Origin of the sequence: Pseudoalteromonas sp. P1-7a (assembly GCF_001401855.1) — a bacterium.
Classification (GTDB): domain Bacteria; phylum Pseudomonadota; class Gammaproteobacteria; order Enterobacterales; family Alteromonadaceae; genus Pseudoalteromonas.
Map to the genome: position 1 here is coordinate 20,561 of NZ_LKDU01000030.1, position 24,378 is coordinate 44,938.

Consider the following 24,378-nt stretch of genomic DNA (forward strand, 5'->3'; position numbering starts at 1 on the left):
AACCTCAACGCTGCTTGTTTAGAGCATAGGGATGCGTTTTAGCTTAAGTAAAAGGCCAGGGCTGCTAATAAGTGCTCGGCTTCATGGCCTTCGCCATTAATCCAAATACTTTCGCTGTAGTGTTCAAAATTTAAATTAAAGGTTTGCTGTTGATAGCTAAAACGTAATTGATGACGATCAGCCCCTTGTGCGTAATCAATAATGGTTATCTCATCAGCGTGTAAAAACAGCGTGCTCCACAGCTCAAAGTCTTCATCATGAGGTGCCTCTACGGGGCTGATAACAATGCATTTATGGGCGTGATTGTATTCAATTTTGGTCATGATTTACTTAATTATTAGCAAGGTAGTTACGAATGGCCGTTAAAAATTCGCCGCCATATTTATTGAGTTTGGTAAAGCCAACGCCCGACACCTTTAAAAACTCGCTGTCGTTGGTGGGCATTAATTGCGCCATTTCGGCTAAGGTTTTATCGTTAAATACAACGTACGGCGGTACATCGTCTGCATCAGCAAGTTCTTTGCGTAGCGCGCGTAAGCGGGCAAATAGTTTTTTGTCGTAATTAAACTGCGCCAGTTTATCTTGGTATACGTGTTTAGCTTGTAAGCGCGGCTCGGCAAGCTGTAGGGCATATTCGCTTTTAAGTACTGCGCGTGCAGCTTCGGTTAAGCGCAGTGAAGCACCTTGGGTAATATCTTGGCTTAACAGGCCTTGGTGTATAAGTTGGCGTAATATACTAAGCCAAAACTCACTGCTTTTGTCTTTGCCTATCCCATAGGTGCTGAGTTCGTGGTGGTTATTATCGCGAATGCGGCTGGTATTAGCCCCGCGTAATAGTTCTACAATATAGCCTAAGCCAAAACGCTGCCCAGCTCGGTACACACACGAAAGCGCTTGTTGCGCTACTAACGTGCCATCAAAGCTTTTTGGTGGGTTTATGCAAATGTCGCAGTTACCACATTGCTCGCGTTTATACTCGCTAAAGTAGTTTAAAAGTATTTGGCGACGACATGTCTGCGCCTCGGCAAAACTGGCCATGGCATTAAAACGCTGCTCTTCTACGCGGCGGCGTTGTTCATCGTCTATGTCTTCAAAAAAGCGCCTAACGCGGCCAATATCGGCGGGATCAAAATACATAATGGCTTCTGCGGCTAAGCCATCACGCCCAGCGCGGCCGGTTTCTTGATAGTAGGCTTCAATACTTTTTGGAATATCGTAATGCAGTACAAAACGCACATTTGGTTTATTTATGCCCATACCAAAAGCAACGGTTGCAACCACAATTTGAATGTCATCGCGGGCAAATCCGGTTTGCACGAATTGGCGTTGCTCGTTACTCATACCAGCATGATAGGCGGCGGCATTTAGCCCTGCATCAGCGAGCTTTTCGGCAATGTCATCAACGCGTTTACGGCTAGTGCAGTAAATAATACCACTTTGATTTTTTTGCTCTTTTAAATAGCGCAGTAGTTGCGCCATCGGTTTAAATTTTTCTTCGATGGTGTAACGAATATTAGGCCTATCGAAGCTGCCGGTATGTATATAGGGCTGTTGTAATTTTAATTGCTCAACGATATCAAAGCGGGTTGCTTTATCGGCCGTGGCGGTCAGGGCCATCATAGGGACATAGGGAAAACGCTGTTTAAGCTCGTTTAATCTAAAGTAGTGCGGTCTAAAGTCATGCCCCCAATGCGATACACAATGTGCTTCGTCTATGGCAAATAGGCTTATATTTAAGTGGCTGAGCCGTTCGGTAAATTCATGCTGAAGCACTTTTTCAGGGGCAACATACAGTAATTTTATTAGCCCTTGGTGCAATTGTTGGTACACTAATTGTTGCTCTTCGCGAGCAAGGCTATTATTAATGTAAGCGGCTTTAACACCTAACGCTTGCAGTTGCGTTACTTGGTCTTGCATGAGTGAAATAAGCGGCGAAATGACCACAGTAACCCCTTCTAGCACTAACGCTGGTACTTGGTAACACACTGATTTACCACCGCCTGTAGGCAGCAGTACCAAAGAGTCTTGGCCATTAATAGCCGCATCGATAACCGCTTTTTGGCCATCACGAAACTCGCTGTAGCCAAACACTTGTTTAAGAACGGTGTCGGGCTTGCGGACCAATGTGCTAGGAGTAGGGGTTAGAGTATTCATCGCGGCTATTTTAGTGTTTTTTTTATAGGATGTCTTTAGCTTAGCGGTAAATGATTTAATTAGTGCCTCGTGGTTTTGCTTCAGGTATGCTTAACTCATCGTACCAGTCTTAATTTAAACATAGAGAATAACAATGAATAAAGAAATGTTAATTGAACAAGTGGGCGCACTGTTTGTAAATGGCATGCCATTTAACCAGTTTTTAAATATCTCGGTAGAGTCACTCAGCCCTGAGCAAGCTAAAATTACGTTCCCGTGGCAAGATGTATTTATAGGTAATCCTGCGCAAAAAATTCTTCACGGCGGTATTATATCGGCGGTGCTTGATAATGTGGGCGGCATGCTTGCAGCAGCCAGTGTTATCGATAAATTAACCGACTTAGATATTCCAAGCGTACAGCAAAAGCTGGCTACCTTAGGCACTATAGATTTACGTACAGATTATTTACGCCCTGGCAAAGGGGAGGTATTTACAGCCAGTGCTACTTTGATACGCTCTGGAAATAAAGTATGTGTATGCAGAATGGAGCTGCACAACGAAAAGGCAATACAAATCGCTTTTGGTACAGGTACGTATTTAGTCGGATAACGATGTTAAAATAAACTGTCTTGGGTTTAGGTTTACTCGCCTCAAAATAAGTCACTTAATAGCGCGAATTGGTATAAACTGTCGGCCTTTTAATACGGATAAGTAGTATGTATGTCGATTGCAAACGAGCAGCGTAAAGGCGGGATTTTTGCCTGTTTAGCTTTTTTAATGTGGGGCTTAGCGCCTATTTATTTCAAACAAATACAACATGTTTCTGCCTTTGAAATTTTAACTCACCGTGTTCTCTGGTCTGTGGTTTTTTTAATACTTGTGGTCAGTGTGCTCAAATACTGGGATAGGGTTAAACGTATCGTTGTCCAGCCCAAAATTGTTTTAATGTTAGTGCTTACATCCTCTATATTAGGCTTTAATTGGGGGTTGTTTATTTGGGCGGTCAATAATAACCATATGCTCGATGCCAGTTTAGGCTATTATATAAACCCATTACTGAATGTGCTGTTGGGCATGCTATTTTTGGGCGAGCGACTGCGTAAGTTGCAAGGGGTTGCAGTGTTTTTAGCCTTTGCTGGTGTGGTACTGCAGTTGGTCAGTTTTGGCTCGTTTCCGGTGGTGGCGTTTTCGCTTGCCACGTCTTTTGCTATTTATGGCTTACTTCGTAAAAAGTTACCGGTTGAAGCGCTGCCGGGCATTTTACTTGAAGCGCTAATTTTATTGCCTGTTGCATTAATTTACTGGTGGGTGATGGCCCCAACGCCTACCTCTGATTTAGCCGTTAACGATTGGCTGACCAATGCGCTGTTAATTAGTGCTGGTATTATTACGACCTTGCCGCTGTTGTGTTTTACCGGCGCAGCTAAGCGTTTGCAGTACACAACTTTGGGCTTTTTTCAGTACATAGGACCCAGTTTAATGTTTATGCTTGCTGTGGTGTTTTACGATGAAGTGTTTGATGCCGAGCGAGTGATCACGTTTGCGTGTATTTGGAGTGCTTTAGCTATATTTACGTGGGATTCTTATCATCAATCACGTAAGCGTAAAAAAGCGGCGGTAACCGCCGCTGAAGTCTAATCCCAATGCGCAATAATAGTTTAAGTAAGTAGCTATAAAGCAGCGTTAAGGTTTAGCTTATTACTTTATTACGGCCGGTTTCTTTTGCATCATATAGCTTTAAATCGGCCTGTTTTAACAGTTCATCTATCTGGTAAATTGGGCCGCTTGCAAAACCAATAGAAATTGTAAATTTAATTTTTTCTTGGCTAAACTCTTGGCTATTTAGCTCTATAAACTGCCTAAAGCCTTCTAAGCGTTTTAGTGCTTGTGCTGTGGTTGCATCAGTAAAGTAAACGGCAAATTCTTCCCCACCTAAACGAGCAACTAACTGCTTTTCAAAGTACTTTTTAAAACACACTGCCAACCCTTTGAGCACTTCATCTCCGGCATCGTGGCCGTATGTATCGTTAATCGATTTAAAATGGTCTATATCAAGCATAGCGAGTGCGCCATCTTGATTCGATTTTTTTAAATACTTGAGTGACTTGCTCGACTCTTCAAAAAAGTAGCGGCGATTAGGTAGCTTTGTTAAGTAGTCTGTATTTGCCTGGCGTTTAATTGTGGCTATTTGCTCAAGCATGTCGACGTTTTGACTTAGGCGGCAGTAAAACTCTTCGCTGTTAAAGGGTTTATGGAGGTAGTCATTAGCACCATTTTTTAAAAATAGGCTCGATAATGCTGATGAGTCAGCCCCAGAAATGCCGATAATGGCTTTTTCATCATTACTGTAAAGTCGGCGAATTTCAGCGCATAACTCATCACCATTCATGTTTGGCATTTCGTTATCGGTAATAATAACAGACACGTCTTTTTGGCTTTCGAGCACCTCTAGCGCGTCTTTTCCGTCCTTTGCTTCGAGTATTTGATACTTATGGCGCTTTAGTAAGCTGCAAATGTATCTACGGGTAGACGTTGAGTCGTCGACAACCAGCACTTTTACGTTTTCGTTACGGGGTAAACGGCTCAGTTGTTTTTCTAGGTATTGGTAAGCTTGTTTGTTTTCTTTGATTATGTAATCAATGATTGGGTACTTTTCTACTGTGTCGCGAGTTTGCTTATCTATGTTGCCTGTCATTACGATGGTAGGAATGTCAGCATTAATAGTATACGGAATCGCCTCACCCGCAGGCGCATCAGGAAGGATAAAATCTACAACAGCACAAAAGTAGCTATTGTTTTTTATTAGCTCTTTTGTTGCCGCCAAAGACTCGGCTATATCAACTTCATAACCCACTTTGAGCGCGATATGCTTTTGCACACGCGCTATAGTAGGCGTATCTTCAATTATAAGTATTTTTCGCGTCACGTAACAACCTTGTTTGATATTTTGCAAAAGTGTTTGCTTATACAAGTTGTAACTGCTAAAACGCAAAAAAGCAAATAACTTAGAGGGTTATACGCTATCTGACTCGCCATAATCGTCTTGGCTTATTGGCATTGACCCTGACATTTTTGAGCGACCAAAAAGTGTATGAAACTTGGTTTTACAAGTTGTTAGTTTTAAATATTTAACCCAGGCTTTTTCGATTGGGTTTGTAGGTTCTTTATTGCCACAAACTACATCAACAAATTGCGCTTGTAAGGTATTTTGTGGCGCTAACGTTTTATTATAAAGCCCTTTTAGTATTACGCCATGTTGCTCTAATATACTGGCTTCTAATAAGGTAAAGTTTCCGCTGCGGCTAAACCCGCGAGGAAAGTTTTGATCATCATAAAATTGACGCTGGCTAACAAACGCTTGGCGAAGTAGTGAAATATCGTTGCTCATAACTGTATCCTCATACCCTGTTTATTGCTGGAGTATGATGCAAGTTTGACAATTTATTAAACAAGTTATTTTTATCGTGAGGATAAAAAATTGGATATAGATTTATTAAAAACATTTGTAGAGGTTGTGCGCACGCGTCATTTTGGTAAAGCGGCTGAAAACCTATACATCACTCAATCGGCAGTCAGCTTCCGCATTCGTCAATTAGAGCAGGGGCTGGGTGTAAACTTGTTTATTCGTCAGCGGAACAATATTCAATTAACGGCGCCAGGAGAGAGATTGCTTCCGCATGCTAAAATGATCATCACCGGCATGCAGCGTGCCAAAGTGGATGTGGCATTGGCCGATAACATGCACAAGCAAATAAGCTTAGCAGGGACACCCAATATATGGGATGCCTTTTTACAATTTGGCATTACTAATATAGTGTCGGCTATGCCTGGGGTGTCGCTAGTTGCAGAGGTTAAAGCCCAGCAAGAAAGCACACGGTTATTATTAGAGCGGACGCTTGATTTAGCCATTTTATTTGACCCACCTAAAGTGGATGAGCTTGTGGTTGAGCGAATTTGCGAGCTACCAATTATTCCTGTCAGTGGCTATGACACAGCAACTAACGAAAACTTTTTTGATAACCAATATGTATATGTTGATTGGGGCACTACTTTTTCGCTGTGGCATGCGCGTCAATTTACGGGTAAAACGCCTCCTTATTTTAGAACCAGTACGGGGCGTATCGCGCTTGATTTAATTATTCAGTGTGGTGGCAGTGCGTTTATACCCGAGGTGCTTGTTGAATCTCATTTAGAAAAGGGTGAGCTGTTCCATGTAAAAGATGTTGAACATACCTCGCGTGATATTTTTGTGGCCTACCACAGAGACAACGAACAAAAAGAGTTAATAGAAACCTTGATTAACTTATTACCTAAAATAAATGCTCATCAGCCTATTGATGAACACTAAATACCGACTATTATTTTTAGTGAGATTGAGTGGGTACAATTTTGTTTATTAAATATTCATGTCAGTTTGTTTTCAGGATTTAGACACTTTTATTAAAATAAAAAGACAAAAATGTTTCCTTTGTAATATATCTGTCATTTAACGATGACAAACTGCAGCTGTTTTAAAAAATTAGTTTTGTGATTATCGAGGAAATAACATGAATTTTGTAAAATCGAGCTTATGTATTGCTCTAGTAAGTGGTTTATCTTTTAGTGCGTTTGCAGATGTTGATGTTTACGGTAAAGCGAATGTTACTGTGCAATCATCTGATGACGGTGAAGGGTCTTTCACTGAAATTAAAAGTAATGCATCTCGCTTTGGCCTAAAGGGATCTGAAAAGATCACAGATGGATTAGAAGCGGTTTATAAGTTTGAGTTTCAAGTTGATGTATCTGACGCTGACTCTAAAGGTGATAACGACGACAATATTTCTGCACGCAACCAATACGTAGGTTTAAAAGGTGCTTATGGTCAAGTTGTTGTGGGTCGTAACGATACGGCACTTAAGCAATCACAAGGCAAATTAGATTTATTTAATGATCTTGAAGGCGATATTAAAAACGTCTTTAAAGGTGAAAACCGCTTGGGTGATTCAATCACTTATACATCTAAAAGCTACGAAGGTTTTAAAGTACTTGCTACATTTATTGCCGAAGATGACGTAGATGCAGATAACGGTTATTCAATGGCGGTTACCTACGGTGACGCTGCACTTAAAAAGAGTGCGGTTTACGCCTCGGTTGCAGCCGATAGCGAAGTAAATGGCTACGATGTAGTGCGTGCGTCAATCCAAGGTAAAGTAGAGAGCTTTAAATTAGGCGCTATGTACCAAACTCAAGAAAAAGTAGACGGTAGCGCAGAAGCGGATGGCTACTTATTAAACGCAGCCTACAGCATGGGTAAAAACACGTTTAAAGTGCAGTACCAAGCAATGGACTTTGATGATAGTGATGACAAAACGGCAGTTTCTGTAGGTGTTGATCATAAGTTTAATAAAAACATTAAAGTATTTGGTTTTTACTCAAGCTTTGATATGGACAACAATGTTGACCAAGATTACGTTGGCTTAGGTATGGAATACAAGTTTTAACTATTCGCTAAATTAGTTAAAACGCTCCCTTTTTAACCGCGCTCCTTTGAGCGCGGTTTTTTTGCTTTAAATTATTTACTTACCCGCCCATAATAGACGCTCATTTGGAATGGGGTGAAATTCCTCAACTATTCCCGTAACTGTAATGAGCACCGTGCTTTAAGTCAGATACAAATGAATAAAATATTTTAACGAGCGGGTAAACTCATTTTATTAGTGCACTATTTTTTTAGTGGTGTCTTAGTGAGTGCGCGTTTTTAAAGGACTCACTTTGCAAACTACATTAGCGCCAAACACGCCTTTATTAGACATTCAAAATGTGTCGTGGGAAGTTGATAATCACGCCATTTTAAACACTATTAATTTGCCTATAACAAAGGGTAAATTTATTGGCTTAATAGGCCCAAATGGGGCGGGTAAGTCGAGCTTACTGCGCTGTTTGTATCGCTTTAATAAACCCACCACAGGCAAAATTACTTTTAATCAGCAGGATATTTGGCAGCTTAAAAGTGAAGATTACGCAAAATATGTTGCTGTCGTTCTGCAAGAAACGCCTGCTCAATTTAACCTAACGTTATTTGATGTGGTTGCCCTTGGGCTTACGCCTCATAAACCACTATTTAGCGCCACCACCCACAGCGACAAACAAAAAATTACACAGGCAATAAAAACCGTAGGGCTTGAGCAGCAGTGTAAGCAAAATTTTGAATCACTTTCGGGGGGCGAAAAGCAACGAGCATTAATTGCCCGCGCCATAGTGCAACAACCGCAATTACTCATTATGGATGAGCCAACCAGCCATTTGGATGTTAAATACCAAATACAAGTGATGGAATTAGCAAAATCGCTAGGGGTCACTGTGTTTGCCTCATTTCATGATTTAAATTTAGCAGCTGCTATGTGCGATGAACTGGTGGTTATTAATAAAGGCAAAATAACACATACAGGCTCGCCTGAGCAGGTACTTAGTGAAGAGATGCTAGCAGATGTTTTTGGGGTATGTGCGCACGTAACCAGCCACCCGCAGCGCACAGAAAATGGCCAAACTATTCCTCATATTACTTACTTTTATGGCTATTAATTAAATGGATATAACAAACATAAACCCGTGGACTATTTTTATAGCTGCCTCATTAATTGCACTGGGCAGCCTTTTTAGTGCACTGAGCTTTGGCGCAGCAGATACACCGTTTAGTGATGTGTTCACCGGAGTTTTATCGGCAGGGGAGGGCTCGCTTAACGCACGTATTATTTATGAGCTTAGGTTGCCCCGTACTTTACTTGCCTTTATGGCGGGCGCAGGTTTGGCTATTGCTGGGCTTATTTTGCAAACGGTTACTCGTAACCCGCTCGCCGATCCATACTTATTTGGTATATCGTCAGGTGCGTCGTTTGGGGTTGTACTGCTTATGGCTGTGACAGGTATAAGTGCTGGGTTTATGTTATCGACTGCTGCCTTATTAGGGAGCTTTTTAGCTATGGGCTTATTGATACTTATTGCTGGGCGGCAAAAAAATACGCACGTAGAGTCTATGTTGTTAGCAGGTGTGGCGCTGTCGTTTTTATTTAGCGCATTTACCAGTTTATTGTTGTATTGGAGCGACCCGCAAGCAGTGGCTGGTATTTTATTTTGGACGTTAGGTAGCTTTGCCCGCGCACAATGGGCCACGTTATGGTTGCCATGTATGGTTATAGTGGTGTGTATTGGCTTTATGCTGAGCTTTAAAAGACAGTTAAATGCGCTGCTTCTTGGCGATGAAAGCGCCATAACGCTTGGGGTGCGTGTGCACCGGTTTAGAATTTTTATGCTGGTATTGAGCTCCTTAATAACGGCCGTGCTGGTGGCCTTATGTGGCGGTATTGGTTTTGTAGGTTTAATGGTGCCGCACATAGTGCGCTTTTTTATATCTCAAGGCAGTACTGCTGGCTTACTCATCACAAGCTTAGTGGGTGGCACGTTTATGGTGTGGGTCGATGTGCTTTCGCGCTCATTACTTAAAAACCAAGAGCTCCCTGTAGGGGTGATTACAGCAGCTATGGGTAGCGTATTTTTTCTAAGCTTGCTCTTTTTTAGAAAAACAAAGGCATAGGGCGGATGAAAACCTTAATGATTCAAGGCACTACGTCAGATGCCGGAAAAAGCACCTTAGTCGCTGCGCTTTGCAGAGTATTTGCAAAGCGAGGTGTAACGGTTGCGCCTTTTAAACCGCAAAATATGGCGCTTAATAGCGCGGTTACGAAAGAAGGCGGCGAAATAGGCCGAGCGCAAGCTTTGCAAGCAATAGCGGCTAATGTAGAGCCTCAAAACGACTTTAATCCTATATTACTTAAACCAAATAGCGATACGGGCGCACAAGTTATTATTCATGGCAAAGCCATTAGTAATATGGAAGCGAGCAACTATCACGACTACAAAAAAGTGGCGATGGATGCGGTGCTTGCCTCGCATAAACGCCTAGCTAAACAGTTCGATTTATTATTGGTTGAGGGCGCAGGCAGCCCTGCAGAAATAAACCTTCGCGAAAACGACATTGCCAATATGGGGTACGCAGAAGCGGTAGATTGCCCTGTCATTATTATTGCCGATATAGACAAAGGCGGTGTGTTTGCGCATTTAGTGGGCACACTTGCGCTGCTAAGCGAATCTGAGCAAGCGCGCGTAAAAGTCTTTGTTATAAACCGCTTTAGAGGCGATATCAGCTTATTGCAAAGTGGGCTAGATTGGCTTGAGCGCTATACGAAAAAACCTGTGCTTGGGGTGCTGCCCTACTTGCATGACCTAGCCCTTGATGCCGAAGATGCCGTTGCAATAGATAATAAAGTGACACACGCCACCATTAATATAGCTGTACTTTTATTGCCGCATATTAGTAACCATACCGATTTTGATGCATTGCGACTGCACCCAAATATTAATATAAATTATGTGCGCCATACTCAAGCAATTCCGCCGGTCGATCTGGTTATTATTCCAGGTAGTAAAAACGTGCTGGGTGATTTAAGTTTTGTAAAAAATGAAGGTTGGGATACGCAAATAAAGCGCCACATACGCTATGGCGGTAAAGTGTTAGGGGTTTGCGGCGGTATGCAAATGTTAGGGAATAGCATTACTGATCCCATGGGGGTTGAGTCGTCATTAAAGCGTGTTAAAGGCCTTGCATTAAGTGACTTTGATACCACTCTTAGCACCCAAAAAGTACTCACTAAAGTAACCGCAACTATGCAGTTAAATAATAATAAAACCCCCTGTAGTGGCTACGAAATTCATGCGGGTATTAGTGAAGGTGCAGCACTTAATAGGCCATTTTTAACGTTTAACTCGCACCCTAAAGGATTTGTAAGTGATGGCTTTATTAGTGATGATAATGCCCTTGCTGGTACTTATTTACACGGTTTATTTGATGAGCCAGCTGCCACATCGCAAATTTTAAAGTGGGTAAAACCAGAGGCCGCAATAACGCCAATTAGTATTGCTAAGCACCGTGAACAGCAGTTAGAACGTTTAGCAACTATGTGCGAGGAACACTTAAACATACAACACATTATATCGATTTACGAAGGACATAATAATGACAGATAAAAGCAACGATAAGCATAAGCAGCGTCAACAAAAAGTAAAAGAGCAAGTAGATGCACGCGTTGCTGCAGCGCAAGATGTTAAAGGCATATTTCAGGTAATTACGGGTAATGGTAAGGGTAAATCAACCTCTGGGTTTGGTGTGGTTGCACGTTGTGTAGGGCATGGTAAAAAAGCCGCTGTTTGTCAGTTTATTAAAGGCACATGGGAGTGTGGAGAGCGTAACCTACTACAAAGCGCAGGGGTTGAATTTGCGGTGATGAATACCGGCTTTACGTGGGATACGCAAAACAAAGAAGCCGACACTGCCGCAGCGCAAGCAACGTGGCAAGAAGCCAAGCGCATGCTTGCCGATAGCAGTATAGATTTAGTATTACTTGATGAGCTTACCTATATGGTGACTTATGGCTACATTGATCTTGATGAAGTAGTAAGCGCGTTAAATAACCGTCCTCCTATGCAGTCGGTTATTATTACAGGTCGTGCAGCGCACCGCACGTTAACAGAACTTGCCGATACAGTAAGCGAAGTACGTAATGTTAAACATGCATTCGATTCAGGCATTAAAGCACTTGAAGGGTTCGACTACTAATGTACAGGGCATTTATAGTTGGCCTTGGGCTATGTAGTTTAATAGCCAGTGCTGTTGCAAACGAAACAACGCCCCCAAAAAAGCTGCGTGTAGTTGCACTTGCGCCGCATATAGTAGAAAACCTATTTGCTATAGGTGCGGGGGATAATATTGTTGGCACTGTTGATTATGCCGACTACCCTGCTGAGGCTAAAAATATTGAGCGCATAGGTGGCTACTATGGTATTTCACTTGAAAAACTACTAGCGCTAAAACCCGACTTAGTGATTGGTTGGAAAGGCGGAAATCAAAGTGGAGACTTAGAACAAATTAAGCGCCTTGGTATAAAAATACATTTAAGTGATCCAAAAAAGATAGAAGAAGTAGCAAATGAGCTGATCACTTTTGGTAAATTTACTGGGCGTATTGAGCAAAGTAAGCAAATAGCAAACGCGTTTAATACCAAACTTAAAAACATAAAAAAACAGCAGCAAGGTAAAAAAGTATTAACTGGTTTTTATCAATTATGGCCAGAGCCAATGATGACGGTAAGTGAAAATACATGGATAAACCAGCTTATTGAAACATGTCATGTAAGCAATGTATTTGCACAAAGCGATACCGACTACCCACAAATAAGTATTGAAAACGTGGTAATGGCTAAACCGCAAATTATTATAACCCCTGATGAAAAATCAAAAACACCACAACCGGTAGTTAATTGGCAAAAATGGCCTGAAGTACCCGCGGTTAAAAATAATCATTTTATACGTGTAAACGCCGATTTATTACACCGTTTTTCACCACGCATGTTAGAAGGGCTTGCCGATATGTGTGATAAAATAGATGCATCACGCAAACAAATTAAGAGTACACAATGAGCGATTGGCCAGCCTTTTTAGAAGATGAGTTACAGCATCCTTATATGCAGCAAACATTAGATTATGTAGCAAAACGCCGCGCAGAAGGGATTGCTGTGTACCCACCCAAAGAGCAAGTATTTAGCGCCTTTGAAGCCACAGCCCTTAACGATATTCGCGTGGTTATTTTAGGCCAAGACCCATACCACGGAGAAGGCCAAGCCCATGGTTTGTGTTTTTCAGTATTGCCAGAGGTTAAAAAGTTACCGCCGTCGCTAAAAAATATGTACAAAGAATTGGCAACCGATATACCTGGTTTTGTAATACCCGAGCATGGCTACTTACAAAGCTGGGCTGAGCAGGGCGTATTTTTACTCAATACGGTACTTACTGTAGAGCAAGGGCAAGCGCACTCGCATAAACACTTAGGGTGGGAGCAATTTACCGATAACGTCATTGCGCATATAAACGAGCACTGCCGAGGCGTGGTATTTATTTTATGGGGCGCTCATGCGCAAAAAAAAGGAAAAAATATTAACAGCACTCGCCATCATATTTTAAAAGGGCCGCATCCGTCTCCGCTTTCTGCGCACCGAGGTTTTTTTGGCTGTAAGCATTTTTCACAAACTAATGAATTGTTACAAGCCCAAGGGGACAGCCCCATAAATTGGCAAGTTTAATGGATATATTAAAAAGGCTTTCATACACTGAAAGCCTTTTGTTTATGAGCGTTTATAGGATTAAAAATCTAGCTCATCAATTTCAATACTGTCTGTAAAAAAGTCCAACTCCTGTAGTTCTTTACGTAACCGTTGCTTGTCTTTTATGGCCTCAATCTCGCGCCACTTTCTTTTTTTATTCTTTTGAGAGGTTTTTCTTGTTGTATCAGGACCTTCTAATATCTCTAATATATCGTTTAGGCTATCCATGACTATCTCCTATTGATTTTAGTGAACCTCGAGAATACCTATACCACAGGCCTAGCTAAAATAGAATAAAAAAGTGACAATAATGTTGCAAGTATGTGATGCCTTAATGAATGTTAACTTAGTTCAGCAAATAACGTAGGCATAAAAAAACGCCGCAAGTGCGGCGTTTAATATAGCGTAATTAGCGTGTATTACATTGCTTTAAAGCGTGCTTCTAGCTGCTCTTGTGCATCTGCGAATGAGCGAATGCCTTCAGCTAGCTTTTCAGTGGCCATTGCATCTTGGTTATGTAACCAACGGAACTGCGACTCAGTAAGTGGAGCAGGCTTTGGCTCTTTAGGAATATCACTTTGTAGTAAGTACTCTTCTGCGCCTTCTAAATTGCCTAAGTCTTCTAGTAGATTAGGGCTAATTGTTAGCTTGTCACACCCTGTAAGCGCAATAATTTCGCCGGTATTACGGAAGCTCGCGCCCATAACAACGGTTTTGTAATCATGGCGTTTATAAAACTCAAAAATGCTACGTACTGATTGAACACCTGGATCTTGTAGCGGATCGGTTGGTTTTTCCATACCATTTGCTACGTGCCAATCTAAAATACGGCCAACAAATGGCGATATTAAAAATACGTTTGCATCAGCACATGCACGTGCTTGAGCATCGCTAAATAATAAAGTTAGGTTACATTTAGTGCCTTCTTTTTCTAGTTGCTCAGCAGCTTTAATACCTTCCCATGTAGACGCAACTTTAATTAAAATTTTGTCTTTGCTTACACCTTCTTTCTCATAAAGGCTAAGCAGGGTGTGTGCTTTATCAATAGTTGCTTGGGTGTCGAATGATAAACGAGCATCTACTTCAGTAGAAATATAGCCAGGTACAATTTCGCTAATTTCTTTACCAATTAATACGGCAAAGTAGTCACATGCAAGTTCAAGCTGTTTAGCTGCATCTTGCTCTGTTTCTTTTGCATAGCTCCAAGCTTTATCTAGATAAGGCTTGTATGCTTCAATCTCGCTTGCTTTTAATAAAAGCGACGGGTTTGTGGTTGCATCTTCTGGTTGATGCTTTTTGATCGCTTCAATATCGCCAGTGTCGGCTACGATAGATGAATGTTGTTTTAGCCTTTGTAGAGCGCTAGTCATTTGCCTTCCTCATTCCAAGCAAGTTAAAAGAAAATCTAAACTACCTTAATATAAGTATTCAATACTGCAACAGTGTGACAATGCTTGATAGGTCTTATGTCCTTATCAATAGAAAAACGACGATGCATGATTTATTAAGGTAGGATTTAGGCCATTGCGATTAATTTTCAATGGTATTTTATAAACAAAACGTGCTTTTCGTCTCATTTAATGTTGAAATTGACATTAAATAAATTACAAGTCAATAGCTAACTATGATCACTGTTATTTCACCAGCAAAAAATCTTGATTACGAAACGCCACCCGCAACAGATAAGTTCACTCAGCCTGAATTACTAGAGCACAGCGAAGAGCTCATGAAAGTATGCCGTGAACTAACGCCTGCGCAAATTGGCAGCCTAATGAAAATTAGCGATAAGCTTGCAGGGCTTAACGCTGCACGCTTTAGCGAATGGTCACAACCGTTTACGCAAAGCAATGCTAAACAGGCGGTACTAGCCTTTAATGGCGATGTGTATGGTGGTTTAGATGCTGCAACACTCACTGCAGCTAACCTTGATTATGCGCAAAGTCACTTACGTATACTTTCAGGTTTATATGGCTTATTAAAGCCGCTTGATTTAATGCAAGCCTACCGCCTAGAAATGGGCACTAAGCTTGATAACCCTCGCGGGAAAAATTTGTATGAATTTTGGGGCAGCATTATTGCGAATAAATTAAACGAGGAATTAAAAGCGCAAGACGCACAATACCTCGTTAACCTTGCTTCAAATGAGTACTTTAAAGCGGTAGATAAAAAAGCGCTTAATGCGCAAATAATTACGCCGCATTTTAAAGACTGCAAAAATGGTCAATATAAAGTAATTAGCTTTTACGCTAAAAAAGCACGCGGCATGATGGCCCGTTACATCATAGAAAACCAAGTAACGCAGTTGAGCCAATTAAAAGAGTTTAGTGTGGCGGGTTATTACTTTAGCCCTGAAGCAACCACTAAAGATCTTGAGCCTGTATTTATGCGCGACGAGCAAAACTAGCGTTTATACCCAGCAAACAATGAGTTAAAAAGCCATGCAATGCATGGCTTTTTTTATGCTGGCGCTAAACTTGCTAACTTCACCTACTATTAATGAAATAAAAAACAGATAGGTGTAAAAATATGATCAGTATTCCCTCAGTTGGCGAAGCCGAAAAGCTTATAGAAGAAAAACTTGGCGGTTGGTTTGATGTTGTAATTAGCCATATCCCAAACTTTATTGTAGCTGTTGTAATCGCTATTTTGTTTTCAATAATAGCGCGCTTTGCCGGCCAGCTAATGAAAAACCTATTAAGGCGCTCACTCGACTCTAAGCAAATAGCTGATTTAATGGCCTCTATTTTTAAAGTGATTGTGTTATGCGTAGGTTTATTTATAGCACTTGATTTTATGGGGCTAAAAGGCACTGTAACATCGTTACTAGCGGGTGCAGGTATTGTGGGTTTAGCCATAGGTTTCGCATTTCAAGACATGACCGAAAACCTAATTGCCGGTATTGCTATGGGAATACGCAAACCATTTAAAGCGGGTGATGTAATTGAAACCGACGACGTATTTGGTTCAGTGCATTCTATAAACCTGCGTAACACGCTAATAGAGAGCTTTTACGGGCAGTTAATACTGGTACCTAACAAAGTATTATTTAGAAACGTGCTAAAAAATTACACCACGTTAGGCGTTAGACGCATAGAGGTACCGGTGGGTATTTCATATGGCGACGACATAGAAAAAGCCAAAGAAGTGATAGTAGATAAAATTAACGAATTTGACTTTGTAATACGTAAAGATGAAACCGCTGTATACGCAGAAGGTTTTGGCGACAGTAGTATTAATTTACTGGTGTGGTTTTGGATTAAATACCCAGGTGAGCCAGACTTTATGACAGTACGCCACAAGGGCGTAGTAGCCGTTAAACAAGCACTTGATGACGCTGATATTAGTATTCCATTCCCAATACGTACGTTAGATTTTGGCATTAAAGGCGGTGAAAAGCTCGATGCCATGATAAGTGATAAAATAAGCCAGCAATCAGCAAATAAAAAGGGTGATAATAATACTGATGCAAGCCAAGGTGAGTAAATAATTTAAAACTCACAACGCAAAAGCATTGGGAAATAGTTACCGACTATCAGCGCGTTTTTACAAAGTAAAAGCGCGCTTTTTGTATTAAAAAGGAATTGGTAAGCAAAAATACTTTAAGTTTTGCTACTCCCTTAAATACCCCGCGGGTATATGCACACTTTTTTACCCGATAGAGTCTTTCAGGCTCTAGCGCTTTCACATTGTTGCTAGTTTAAGCTAAGTAAAGCTAACCATCTACGCTGTTAATATTTCCAGCCTGCAATAGTACCAGCCCATAATAATGCTTAACTAATTTAAGAGCTCACACATGTGCTAGCTGCGTTAAAACCGCTGCAACTATAACAACTGCATCAGCGAGGTTACCCTATATTAAAATAGATTAATTAAATTACTACTGACGTTGGTTAAAGCTCTACAGAGTTTGTCGCTTCTTAAAGAACGTTTATATGAGTAGGGCACTGTGTGTTTTTTGTGTGAAGGGAGTAAGCTAAAAGGCATTTACTAAGCTATTTAAACTGGTTTATGAATAGGTTTGCCGCCGTTGAGATTATGTAGGCCATAAAAAGCGCCGCTTGTGTTGGAGTAACAAGCAGCGCTGAGGAATAAGTTAGGAAGAAGGTATTTTAAATAACACTAATTTTATTACGGATAATTTTAACGCCATCCATGTTTTCTAAAAACTTTTGTGCAAGTGCACGCTGAAAACCTGTTTGCGCTTCACCGTATAAATCTACTTCACCGTCTTCAACCTGCACGCGAATATCGTTTAATGCTAAATTTGGGTTAGTGCGTAACGTGTTGGTGATTGTTTGTTGTAAGTTAGGTTGAGTAGCCACACTGCTTACTACGGCTAAGTTAGTTGCTGCACTTACTTTTGTAGCGCAAGCTAATAAAAATAAACAACAAAATGATACTAAAGCGATAGTTAACTTAAAGCGGTTCATAACTTTATCCTTACATTACGGTTAATTGTGCAGCTGTTCTTAGCTGAGTTACTATCTCAGTTACAATTTCGATGCCAATTTTAATGCTTTGAAATATAAGGGTATTTTATTAATAAAGAATTCAGGTGGGCAATAATTACATTTTAATGGGAATGAGTTACATGCTTGGGTTACATTTGTAACGGGTACAAATAAGCCGGCAATGGCCGGCTTATTTAGGGGGTTATTTCTTTTTGTTTTTAGCTTTGGCTTTTTTCTTGGCCTTCATTTTAACAGGGTCTTTACGCTTTTTAGCGGGTGGCTTAGCTTCTTTATGCTGTGGCTCAAGCCCTTTAATTATACGACGCTTAAGCTTTTGCTCAGTGTAGCGTTCAACCTTGTATAAAATACCAACGTCGTGTGCTTCAACTAATGAGATAGCAATCCCTTTTTTACCAGCACGGCCAGTACGGCCAATACGATGTACATAAACATCGGCCGTGCGTGGCATGTCAAAGTTAATGACGTGGCTAATATCAGAAACATCAATACCGCGGGCCGCGACATCGGTGGCTATTAATATGCGCGTTTTGCCACTGTGGAAATTTTCCATCGCTTTCATGCGCTTATCTTGCGGCATTTCGCCACGCAGCCACGCGGCTTTTACGCCATTGTTAGTTAGCTCACCAATTAGGGTTTCTAGGCGCTCACGGGTTTTTACAAACACAATGGCTTTACTTACATCTGGGCCGTTTAGGGTATTAACCAACAGCTCAAGCTTGTGGTGGTAGTCATCAGCAAGGTGCACCCATTGATGAATTTTTGCTTTTTCTTTACGCGACGATTCGGCTTCAAGTAAAGCTGGGTCGTTTAAAATACGCTCTGCAAATAACTCAACGCTATCGCCTTCTAAAGTCGCAGAGAATAAAAAGCACTGACGACGATTTTTAGCTTCGTCACATATGCGTAGCATTTCTTTTCTAAAGCCCATATCTAACATGCGGTCGGCTTCATCAAGAATAAGCATTTCTACGTTTTCGGCATGGAAATTTTCGGTTTCAAGGTATTCCATTAAACGCCCAGGTGTGGCGATTAAAATATCGTTATTGTTTTCAAAAATTTCTTTGTGGGTACCGTAGTTTATACCGCCTGTTACTACACCAATTTTAAGGTGAGTGCCTTTAGCAAGCAGTTCACATTGCTCATGAATTTGATAAGCCAGTTCACGGGTTGGGGTCATTATTAACACACGTGCAAAACCTGGGTCGCGACGTGGAAAATCCATTAAGTATTGAATAGCCGGAATTAAAAATGCCGCCGTTTTACCTGTGCCAGTAGGTGCTGATGCTAAAATATCGCGACCTTGCAGCGCTTCAGGTATAGCTTGTTGTTGAATGCTGGTTGGTGTCTCGTAGCCCATTTTATCAATGGCGTTGAGGAGTTTAGTATCAAGATCAAATTCAGAAAATTGCATAGAGTGTCTAAAATAAGGGACAATTACTTGCAATTATACGCGCTATACGCCAGTTGGTGAATGAAAAGGTGAAAAAATGTCAGGGTTTACGTTTAAACAATTTAAGGTTGAGCACGATAAGTGCGCCATGAAGGTCTCAACCGATGGCATTTTACTTGGTGCATGGGCGTATTTAAAAGGGGCCAACACATTACTCGATATAGGCACAGGCACCGGTCTGCTGGCGCTTATGTGTAAACAGCGCCAACCGGCACTTAGCATAACCGCAGTTGAAGTTGATGAAGCGGCTTACAATCAGGCACAACAAAATATAGCCTCTAGCCCGTGGCCCAATATCACAGTAAAGCACACCACTATACAAGCGTTTAAACAAGCGGCGCCATTTGATGTGGTGATTTCTAACCCCCCTTATTTTAACCACAGCTTAAAAGGGCTAAGCGATGCCCGTAACACCGCACGCCATACCGATGGTTTAAGTTTTGACGAGCTAATAAATGCCTATATGCGTTTAAGTCATAAGCATTCGTGCTTTAACGTAATTTTACCCACCACAGAAGCGAGCCTATTTATTGAATTAGCAAAACAAAGCGGGCTTTATTTAAACGCGCATTGCCAAGTAAAAACCACACCAGGTAAAGCATTTAGCCGCAGCTTAATGCGCTTTAGCTTAATAAATACTTCGCCTGAGCCTACTTCCCTATGCATAAAAAATGAAAACAATTGCTACAGCGATGATTATATTGCGTTATGTAAAGCGTTTTACTTGAAGATGTAATTTTAAGGCAGGTAATTATCTAGTAATAAAGGATAGTTTACCCATTATGCATACGTATTCAGTTTTTATTTGAGCAACTCTCAAACTAGTGTTAACCACTTGTAAATAACGTCGAGTATGTTGTTTAACTCGCCCAACACTGGAAACACACACTATGAAACTGAATAAAATGATCACCACTGCAGGTTTTAGTTTAGGTTTAACCTTACCAAGTTTAGTATCGGCTGCGCCTACAACATTTGTGCATTTATTTGAATGGAATTGGCAAGATGTAGCCCAAGAATGTGAGCAGTTTTTAGGACCAAAAGGGTACGCTGCTGTACAGGTGTCTCCGCCTAACGAGCATATTACAGGTAGCCAATGGTGGACTCGCTATCAACCGGTGAGCTACCAACTACAAAGCCGAGGCGGTAACCGTTCGCAATTTATAGATATGGTTAATCGCTGTAACGCCGCAGGCGTCGATATATATGTTGATACATTAATAAACCATATGGCAGCCGGCAGTGGTACGGGCACTGCTGGTAACACTTTTGGTAATAAACAATACCCTATTTATAGCCCACAAGATTTTCACGAAAGTTGCTCTATTAACCCAGAAGATTACGGTAATAACCGTTATCGCGTGCAAAATTGTGAGCTAGTAGGGCTGGCTGATTTAAACACTTCTTCAAATTATGTGCAAAATACATTAGCGGCATATATTAATGACCTTCAAGCTATGGGTGTTAAAGGTTTTAGGTTTGATGCTGCTAAGCATGTTGCTGCAAGTGATATTCAAAGTTTAATGGCAAAAATAAATGGCTCGCCTGTGGTGTTTCATGAGGTGATAGATCAAGGTACTGAAGCGGTTGCTGCCTCAGAGTATTTAAGTACAGGACTAGTTACCGAGTTTAAATACAGTACGCAGCTTGGTAATACCTTTAGAAATGGCTCGCTTGCATGGTTAAGTAATTTTGGTGAAGGCTGGGGCTTTATGCCAAGTTCATCAGCTGTGGTATTTGTAGATAACCACGACAATCAGCGCGGCCATGGTGGTGCGGGTAATGTAATTACCTTTGAAGATGGCCGTTTATACGACCTAGCTAACGTATTTATGTTGGCGTATCCGTATGGGTATCCAAAAGTAATGTCGAGTTATGATTTTCACGGCGATACAGATGCGGGTGGGCCAAGTGTACCGGTGCACAATAATGGTAATTTAGAATGTTTTGCAAGTAACTGGAAGTGTGAGCATCGTTGGTCTTATATTGCTGGTGGTGTCGATTTTAGAAATAACACAGCCGACAACTGGGTAGTAACAAATTGGTGGGATAACACCCATAACCAGATTGCATTTGGACGTGGTAGCTCTGGTCATATGGCAATTAATAAAGAAGACTCAACGCTTAATGCAACAATTCAAACAGGTATGGCGCCTGGACAGTACTGCAATGTGTTAAAAGGCGAGCTTTTGGGTAATGCTACTAGCTGTAGCGGTGAAGTAATAACAGTTAATAGCAACGGCACCATAAATTTAAATGTAGCGCCATGGGATGCAATAGCAATTCATAAAAATGCTAAGTTAACCCAAGGGACAGCACCTAATAATAGCGACTGGCAAAGAACCGTTGTTTTTATTAATGCTCAAACACAAAGCGGACAAGACATGTTTGTACGCGGTGGTATAGACCACAACTATGCAAATACAAACCTTGCTAGAAACTGCCAAACAACAAATGTTGAATGTGCTATGCCAATTCGCCATAACAATCTAAAAAACAACACCACAACACCTTGGAAAGCAAACGATAACTACCTAGATTGGTATGGAATTGAACAAGGCCAAAGCAGAGAAGCGCAAGGTACTGCCATGGATTGGACTACAAATGTTTGGCCAAGTGAATATGGCGCCCACAAATCGGTAACAGTAGATGGCTTTGGTGTTACACCCCTTAATATATGGGGCGAACACTATTGGATGCTTGATGTTGATATGGATTGCAGTAAAGCTGTGAGCGGATGGTTTGAATTAAAAGCATTTATAAAAAATGGCCAAGAGTGGGAGGGCGATATAAGCCAAGCAAATACCCCCTATACAAGTACTAACCATATGGCACAGTGTGGCAAAATTAATATGTTTGAATTTAACAGCTCAAGTGTAGAGGTACGTGACTTTTAAATACGTACTTTAAAACGCGTACATTAAAAAACTATCAGCCAATTTAAAAACCAAGTGGGTTAACGCGCACTTGGTTTTTTACTTTTATATGTACCTAAATAGCAGTTTAATTTAATAGTGCGTTTATAAATCAGCTGGTATTATCGTTTTATTCGCCATTTTTAATTTAGGCAACACAATGAAAAAGTTAAACAAATTACCGTTACTAACAACACTCGCTGCGGCTTTATTTATAAGCCAAGGTGCGCTTGCAAACATGACTCCTGTTGGGCTTTGGAAAACCATAGATGAAGACACCAACGAGGCTAAATCGTATGTACGCATTACTCAAAATGATAAGGTGCTCAGTGGTAAAGTTGAGACTATTTTAGACCCAGCTAAACAAGACGGTATTTGTAAAGAGTGTGATGGGGCATTAAAAAATCAACCTATTTTAGGGATGACCATTATTACTGATGTAAAGCCAGAAGATGGTGGCGTGTGGGGCGATGGTGAAATACTTGACCCTACAAATGGTAAAACTTATACCGTGCAACTAACGCCGCAAAACGACGGTAAGACGTTAGAAGTGCGTGGCTATATTGGCTTTTTTTACCGTAACCAATATTGGCAACGCGTAGAGTAAGCTTTTTAAAAAGCGCCGCAAACGCAGCGCTTTTAATCCTGTTATAGCGTTTCGCTATACTCTGTCATTATTTGTTCAACCCAAGTGGCTATGCGCTCATCGCTTAGCTCGTATTGGCTGTCTTCATCTAGCGCTAGGCCAACAAAGTGTTTGCCATCGGGGGTAAGTGCTTTTGACGCTTCAAACTCGTAGTTTTCATCGTTTGGCCAAAAACCAAGTTGCGTAAACGACTGGGTATTTATTTCGTCGTGAAGCATACCAAGGGCGTCTTGAAACCATTGTCCGTAACCTTGTTGGTCGCCCATGCCAAATAAAGCAATGGTTTTACCATTTAGGTTTACATCTTTAATGTCGTCCCACTTAGACTCCCAGTCTTCTTGTATTTCTCCAAAATCCCATGTTGAAATACCAAAGATGATAAAGTCGTACTGCTCTGCATTTTTTAGTGGTTCGTCTTTAATATTGTGTAAGGTCACTACATCGGCGCCAATAAGGTCGCGAATTTTTTCTGCTGCCATCTCTGTGTAGCATGTAGTAGAGCCAAAAAATAAACCAATCTGCATCGTATTTATCACTGTGTAATTGCCTGTTATGATAGGGCGCAGTTTACCGTAAGGTATTTTTAATTGATACCTTCTACCGTGGGTATTACCAACATGAGATCACAACGTGACAACGCTACCTGACGATTTACCTGAACCAAATACTGAGCTAACAAGCAATAGCGACTTTTTAGAAACCTTTTTAGATAGCTTGTACTTAGAGCAAGGTGTAAGCGAAAACACCCTTAGCGCGTATCGCAGTGACCTAGATAAGTTTTGTCAGTTTTTAAAAGGCGAAAGCTTAATGACGGTAACCAGCTTAGATATAGAAAGCTATCTAGCGTATCGCGTAGATTTAGGGTTAAAACCACGTAGCACGGCTCGCAGCATAAGTGCGTTAAAGCGGTTTTATCAGTATTTTGTACGTGAAAAACGTATCACAAGCTCACCGCTTGAAAACATTGCGCAACCAAAAGCGGGTCAATCGTTACCTAAAACGCTCTCAGAAGCCGAAGTAGAGGCATTATTAAGTGCGCCAAATATTGAAGAGCCCATGGGGCTGCGCGATAAAGCCATGCTAGAGTTACTTTATGCAACAGGCTTACGTGTAACCGAACTTGTAGGGCTGCGTATGGAGCAAATTAACTTGCGCCAGTCGGTTGTGTTTGTAAAAGGTAAAGGCAACAAAGAGCGCTTAGTACCTTTAGGTGAAGAGGCGATGTACTGGCTTGAGCAGTTTTTAAAAAGGGGGCGTGCGCAAATGATAAAACATGCCACCGATTTTGTGTTTCCGTCAAAACGCGGTGTAGGTATGACCCGACAAACCTTTTGGCATCGTATTAAACACTATGCTATTTTGGCGTCTATTGAGTCAGATTTATCGCCGCATACATTGCGTCATGCCTTTGCAACACATTTACTTAATCATGGTGCCGACTTAAGAGTAGTGCAGATGATGTTAGGGCACAGTGATTTGTCAACCACACAAATTTATACCCATGTTGCCAATGAGCGATTAAAATCGGTACACTCAGAGCATCATCCGCGCGCTTAATATGAAATTTATTAT

At 41.2% G+C, this 24,378-nt stretch carries 25 protein-coding genes and 1 riboswitch; of the genes, 16 read left to right on the top strand and 9 right to left on the bottom strand.

Going from position 1 to position 24,378, the window contains the following annotated elements; genetic code table 11:
* Window positions 1-38: 38 nt before the first annotated feature.
* On the bottom strand, window positions 39-323 hold the full coding sequence (locus AN389_RS16040; protein ID WP_055018576.1) for a DUF3630 family protein: 285 nt from the start codon (window positions 321-323) through the stop codon (window positions 39-41).
* Window positions 324-330: 7 nt separating this feature from the next.
* On the bottom strand, window positions 331-2,154 hold the full coding sequence (gene recQ, locus AN389_RS16045) for a DNA helicase RecQ (protein ID WP_055016328.1): 1,824 nt from the start codon (window positions 2,152-2,154) through the stop codon (window positions 331-333).
* Between the two features lie 133 nt (window positions 2,155-2,287).
* On the opposite strand from recQ, the gene AN389_RS16050 reads away from it, so the two are divergent.
* Together AN389_RS16050 and rarD are read left to right on the top strand one after the other, a co-directional pair.
* The gene (locus AN389_RS16050; protein ID WP_171042098.1) at window positions 2,288-2,743 is read left to right on the top strand and encodes a thioesterase family protein; all 456 of its coding nucleotides are present in this window, start codon (window positions 2,288-2,290) and stop codon (window positions 2,741-2,743) included.
* A 111-nt stretch (window positions 2,744-2,854) separates the two neighbouring features.
* Window positions 2,855-3,772, top strand: coding sequence for an EamA family transporter RarD (gene rarD, locus AN389_RS16055; RefSeq protein ID WP_055020241.1), 918 nt, complete (start codon window positions 2,855-2,857; stop codon window positions 3,770-3,772).
* Window positions 3,773-3,824: 52 nt separating this feature from the next.
* Here the strand turns inward: rarD and AN389_RS16060 are convergent, their stop codons facing one another.
* Window positions 3,825-5,060, bottom strand: coding sequence for a response regulator (locus AN389_RS16060; protein ID WP_055016351.1), 1,236 nt, complete (start codon window positions 5,058-5,060; stop codon window positions 3,825-3,827).
* An 87-nt stretch (window positions 5,061-5,147) separates the two neighbouring features.
* Window positions 5,148-5,522, bottom strand: coding sequence for a DUF413 domain-containing protein (locus tag AN389_RS16065; protein WP_055016330.1), 375 nt, complete (start codon window positions 5,520-5,522; stop codon window positions 5,148-5,150).
* 90 nt (window positions 5,523-5,612) lie between these two features.
* On the opposite strand from AN389_RS16065, the gene AN389_RS16070 reads away from it, so the two are divergent.
* From AN389_RS16070 to ung, 8 genes are all read left to right on the top strand, one after another.
* On the top strand, window positions 5,613-6,482 hold the full coding sequence (locus AN389_RS16070; protein WP_055016331.1) for a LysR family transcriptional regulator: 870 nt from the start codon (window positions 5,613-5,615) through the stop codon (window positions 6,480-6,482).
* A 199-nt stretch (window positions 6,483-6,681) separates the two neighbouring features.
* Window positions 6,682-7,614, top strand: coding sequence for a porin (locus AN389_RS16075; protein WP_055016332.1), 933 nt, complete (start codon window positions 6,682-6,684; stop codon window positions 7,612-7,614).
* A gap of 56 nt (window positions 7,615-7,670) precedes the next feature.
* A riboswitch (cobalamin riboswitch) is annotated at window positions 7,671-7,807 on the top strand.
* Window positions 7,808-7,885: 78 nt separating this feature from the next.
* Window positions 7,886-8,695, top strand: a complete 810-nt coding sequence (locus tag AN389_RS16080) for an ABC transporter ATP-binding protein (protein ID WP_055016333.1) — start codon at window positions 7,886-7,888, stop codon at window positions 8,693-8,695.
* 4 nt (window positions 8,696-8,699) lie between these two features.
* Window positions 8,700-9,704, top strand: a complete 1,005-nt coding sequence (locus AN389_RS16085) for an iron ABC transporter permease (protein ID WP_055020242.1) — start codon at window positions 8,700-8,702, stop codon at window positions 9,702-9,704.
* A 5-nt stretch (window positions 9,705-9,709) separates the two neighbouring features.
* A complete protein-coding gene (locus AN389_RS16090; RefSeq protein WP_055020243.1) occupies window positions 9,710-11,194 on the top strand; it encodes a cobyric acid synthase in 1,485 nt (494 codons plus the stop codon).
* Window positions 11,184-11,783, top strand: a complete 600-nt coding sequence (gene cobO, locus AN389_RS16095) for a cob(I)yrinic acid a,c-diamide adenosyltransferase (protein ID WP_055016336.1) — start codon at window positions 11,184-11,186, stop codon at window positions 11,781-11,783. Before AN389_RS16090 ends, cobO begins: the two co-directional genes overlap by 11 nt.
* A complete protein-coding gene (locus tag AN389_RS16100) occupies window positions 11,783-12,643 on the top strand; it encodes a cobalamin-binding protein (protein WP_055018580.1) in 861 nt (286 codons plus the stop codon). Before cobO ends, AN389_RS16100 begins: the two co-directional genes overlap by 1 nt.
* On the top strand, window positions 12,640-13,302 hold the full coding sequence (gene ung, locus AN389_RS16105; protein WP_055020244.1) for a uracil-DNA glycosylase: 663 nt from the start codon (window positions 12,640-12,642) through the stop codon (window positions 13,300-13,302). The genes AN389_RS16100 and ung overlap by 4 nt, the downstream gene beginning before the upstream one ends.
* Before the next feature lie 60 nt (window positions 13,303-13,362).
* Here ung and AN389_RS16110 read toward each other — a convergent pair whose 3' ends face one another.
* Together AN389_RS16110 and tal are read right to left on the bottom strand one after the other, a co-directional pair.
* Window positions 13,363-13,551: a DUF3545 family protein gene (locus AN389_RS16110; RefSeq protein ID WP_004587992.1), complete on the bottom strand. Its 189-nt coding sequence runs from the start codon at window positions 13,549-13,551 to the stop codon at window positions 13,363-13,365.
* 191 nt (window positions 13,552-13,742) lie between these two features.
* The gene (gene tal / locus AN389_RS16115; protein WP_054983753.1) at window positions 13,743-14,693 is read right to left on the bottom strand and encodes a transaldolase; all 951 of its coding nucleotides are present in this window, start codon (window positions 14,691-14,693) and stop codon (window positions 13,743-13,745) included.
* A gap of 254 nt (window positions 14,694-14,947) precedes the next feature.
* Between tal and yaaA the strand changes: the two genes are divergently transcribed.
* On the top strand, window positions 14,948-15,727 hold the full coding sequence (gene yaaA / locus AN389_RS16120) for a peroxide stress protein YaaA (RefSeq protein ID WP_055016339.1): 780 nt from the start codon (window positions 14,948-14,950) through the stop codon (window positions 15,725-15,727).
* Between the two features lie 122 nt (window positions 15,728-15,849).
* On the top strand, window positions 15,850-16,806 hold the full coding sequence (locus AN389_RS16125; RefSeq protein ID WP_055016340.1) for a mechanosensitive ion channel family protein: 957 nt from the start codon (window positions 15,850-15,852) through the stop codon (window positions 16,804-16,806).
* Between the two features lie 626 nt (window positions 16,807-17,432).
* Here the strand turns inward: AN389_RS16125 and AN389_RS16130 are convergent.
* Window positions 17,433-17,753, bottom strand: coding sequence for a BON domain-containing protein (locus AN389_RS16130; RefSeq protein WP_054983750.1), 321 nt, complete (start codon window positions 17,751-17,753; stop codon window positions 17,433-17,435).
* A 223-nt stretch (window positions 17,754-17,976) separates the two neighbouring features.
* Window positions 17,977-19,206, bottom strand: a complete 1,230-nt coding sequence (srmB, locus tag AN389_RS16135; RefSeq protein ID WP_055020245.1) for an ATP-dependent RNA helicase SrmB — start codon at window positions 19,204-19,206, stop codon at window positions 17,977-17,979.
* A gap of 76 nt (window positions 19,207-19,282) precedes the next feature.
* On the opposite strand from srmB, the gene AN389_RS16140 reads away from it, so the two are divergent.
* From AN389_RS16140 to AN389_RS16150, 3 genes are all read left to right on the top strand, one after another.
* On the top strand, window positions 19,283-19,981 hold the full coding sequence (locus AN389_RS16140) for a tRNA1(Val) (adenine(37)-N6)-methyltransferase (protein ID WP_055020246.1): 699 nt from the start codon (window positions 19,283-19,285) through the stop codon (window positions 19,979-19,981).
* Between the two features lie 154 nt (window positions 19,982-20,135).
* Window positions 20,136-22,142 carry an alpha-amylase family protein gene (locus AN389_RS16145; RefSeq protein ID WP_055020247.1) on the top strand — a complete coding sequence of 669 codons (2,007 nt, stop codon included), beginning with the start codon at window positions 20,136-20,138 and terminating at the stop codon, window positions 22,140-22,142.
* Window positions 22,143-22,320: 178 nt separating this feature from the next.
* Window positions 22,321-22,767, top strand: coding sequence for a DUF2147 domain-containing protein (locus tag AN389_RS16150; protein ID WP_055016344.1), 447 nt, complete (start codon window positions 22,321-22,323; stop codon window positions 22,765-22,767).
* 41 nt (window positions 22,768-22,808) lie between these two features.
* Here the strand turns inward: AN389_RS16150 and fldB are convergent, their stop codons facing one another.
* Entirely contained in the window at window positions 22,809-23,330 is a 522-nt protein-coding gene (gene fldB / locus AN389_RS16155) for a flavodoxin FldB (RefSeq protein ID WP_055016345.1), read from the bottom strand.
* A gap of 106 nt (window positions 23,331-23,436) precedes the next feature.
* On the opposite strand from fldB, the gene xerD reads away from it, so the two are divergent.
* Window positions 23,437-24,363: a site-specific tyrosine recombinase XerD gene (gene xerD / locus AN389_RS16160; RefSeq protein ID WP_055018582.1), complete on the top strand. Its 927-nt coding sequence runs from the start codon at window positions 23,437-23,439 to the stop codon at window positions 24,361-24,363.
* Window positions 24,364-24,378 lie beyond the last annotated feature (15 nt).